This is a genomic window from Vibrio sp. M260112, from assembly GCF_036533775.1.
Taxonomy (GTDB): Bacteria; Pseudomonadota; Gammaproteobacteria; order Enterobacterales; family Vibrionaceae; genus Vibrio.
In genome coordinates, this window is the sequence record NZ_JATABH010000111.1 from 1 (window position 1) to 2,651 (window position 2,651).

Annotated in this window: 2 protein-coding genes and 1 pseudogene; 1 reads left to right on the forward strand and 2 read right to left on the reverse strand. The window is 41.6% G+C overall.

Annotated features, from left to right (window positions below):
- The first annotated feature begins 189 nt into the window (after positions 1-189).
- Complete coding sequence (locus QTN95_RS20145; RefSeq protein ID WP_331418769.1) at positions 190-414, forward strand: DUF2301 domain-containing membrane protein; 225 nt, start codon at positions 190-192, stop codon at positions 412-414.
- Positions 415-514: 100 nt separating this feature from the next.
- On the opposite strand, the gene QTN95_RS20150 is transcribed toward QTN95_RS20145, so the two are convergent.
- The gene (locus QTN95_RS20150) at positions 515-1,486 is read right to left on the reverse strand and encodes a hypothetical protein (RefSeq protein WP_331418768.1); all 972 of its coding nucleotides are present in this window, start codon (positions 1,484-1,486) and stop codon (positions 515-517) included.
- Positions 1,468-2,651, reverse strand: a pseudogene (locus QTN95_RS20155) (hypothetical protein); the annotation flags it as partial. The pseudogene QTN95_RS20155 and the gene QTN95_RS20150, both read right to left, overlap by 19 nt.

Genomic DNA, 2,651 nt, shown 5'->3' on the forward strand with positions numbered 1-2,651 from the left:
TTGCCTGCCGTTAATATTAACCACAGGTGGTTTCCAATGAACCTCAGCGTCAATGGTCCCTCCTGCTTCAACGCCTGCAAATACATCCACTTTTGCGCCTGCTTGTGCAGCAGCAACTGGGGACCTCACTCCTGTATCCGCAACTACCCTAGCTTGAACGCTTGTGTCTTCTGAGCGGTTTTGATTACTTTGGGCGGGTTGTGTTTCAAAGAGCATTATTGCTTCAAGGTGCCTGGGCTGCGTCTACAGCCTTTAATCTTGGCAGCTTTGTGGCTCTGTTTGATGCTTGATTTCGACATTGCGGCAAAGGCATTGGCAGTAATATCTTCGCTTCTGTTGCTTGTCACCAGTATCTATAAATGGCGCATGCCAAGGCATTATGACATCGGTGATAAATCCAAGTATGAAGTTTAGTGTGTTTACTAAGGCGAGGTTTTAGATAAGGGCTTCAATAAAATGCCCAGCATTCGCTGGGCACAGGAATAGTAATGAATTATTAACAGGGGTGGTTTAGTTATAATACGCTACCGTCGTGATACTCTCTTGCCCCTTCCACTTCATCAATAAATATAATAGGGGTGCTTTCCCTGTTCGTAGTGACCCTCTCTATCGCCTCATTTATCGATGTTTGAGGTACCAGATCTTTACTAAAATAATTATCTAAAATATGTATTGAAAAAACGTCATTATTGTTTGCTGCAACCATCAATAACTTAATTAATTGCTGTTGGTCTTCTTCAGTAAGGGGAATGACATCATTGCTATATGGGTTTAGTGACTTACGTGTTTGATACATGTGAATTAGCTGGCGTAAAGGACGATAATAATGATTATCAACTCCTTCCTTTGCTACCTTAACAAGCTGGTTGAAAAAGTCTGAGCCTGTGTTTTCAAATCTTGTGTAGAACAAATAAGCGTATCTTGCTTTTATATCACCATTACTAGCCAAGTTTTTTAATTTTTCAAGCCCCTCTTTACCCCATCTATTATCACAATAATTGCGTAGCCATAATTGACAATCATTACTTATATTGTATTGCGGTGATAACTTGATTGCTGCATAAGGGTTCCCTAAACTTGCTGATTGTAAAAACCATTTCCCACCATCAGAAAAAGCACTCGTTGAATATGTAATCTCGCCTAGCCAATACATTGCTTCAGCATTACCTTGCATCGCCATTGGAGTCAGGAGCTTAACTGCTTTACTCCAGTTCTTCCGCTGTATTTCTACTACTGCCTCGTAAAGAGGATTATCTGGTTGGTATGTGCTTGATACATATATATTATTGTTTATTGTTGCACTATTGGAGTCCACTATTGCTAATAGTTCTCTTAGGCGTTCTTTAGGCGCTTTAGACAACTCAATATCAGTTCCAGTAGGTAACTTTACATAGGTCGCATACCCCCCAACGGCTAAAGCACCTACAAGAAGTAAGCCAAGCACATATTTAGTTATAGCAATAGCTCTCATCTCAAACTTTTCCACCAATCAAATTTCTTCCATCTCGGATCAGAATCATAAACCGACTTTACTTGACGTCTAGCTCTTCTCACAACATCTTTGTCGTCATTTGTTTCTTTACGGTAGGCTCTATAATGTAATTCCCCACTAGTATCTTTATATTGATATACTTGCATGTTACTACCCAGCATCCATATCGCTGTTTTAATATCCCCTAGAACGAGGTCACTGACATAGGTATTCACTGAGAGTAGAAACTTTTCAATTCGCTTCAAGCTATCCGCAAATTTTTGCCATTGTTTAGCGGGACTAGCCGCTTGTTCCAAATGTCCTTCCATTCTAATCATAGCCTCTTCAAATTGCCGTTGACGTGAAGCCATATCTGAATTTATAGGCTGTAACCAGTTGAAAATGTTTCTCACTGCTATCGCTTTATCTATATCCTCTAGTTGCCGAGTCCTTTGATCTTTTGGACTTTCAAACCATGTCCCTTTGCTAATGGTTGTGAGGCAAGTCAATAGATTGGCAAGCGTTTCCGGAGGTAAATTCCTCACCCATTCTTTCTTGATCTTAGAAGATGCGCTAGAGAAGTTTTGACCATCGTTAATATGACGAGCAATTACTGGAGCGAAGCTTTCCTGAAGGACTTCATTTTTATATGAATCATATGCCACTGTGGGCAACAGCATAACGTCAGCAAAACTGATCCCTAGCGCCATAGCTGTTGTCAGTCTTTCATTCAGCCGTTCGAAATCAGGATTTTTTCCGTTCTCATCCAACTCACCAAACACTTCCACATAACGAAATCCACTTTCTTTTAACACGCGAAGCAACGAATCGAGAAAACGGTCTAGTAAAACTGGACTTAGGGTTACAGAAAACTTTCCAGAGAAACCTGGTCCGCACACCGCTCTCGCTGATGTGATTAAAATAACTTGCCCGTTCTGGAACGCGAAACGGAACTCACCAGAGTATCCAATACCATAGTTTGCGGACATTTGCGCCCCAATACTACCTAGCTTACCAACTGCTTGCTCAATTTGCCTGCCGTTAATATTAACCACAGGTGGTTTCCAATGAACCTCAGCGTCAATGGTCCCTCCTGCTTCAACGCCTGCAAATACATCCACTTTTGCGCCTGCTTGTGCAGCAGCAACTGGGGACCTCACTCCTGTATCCGCAACTACCC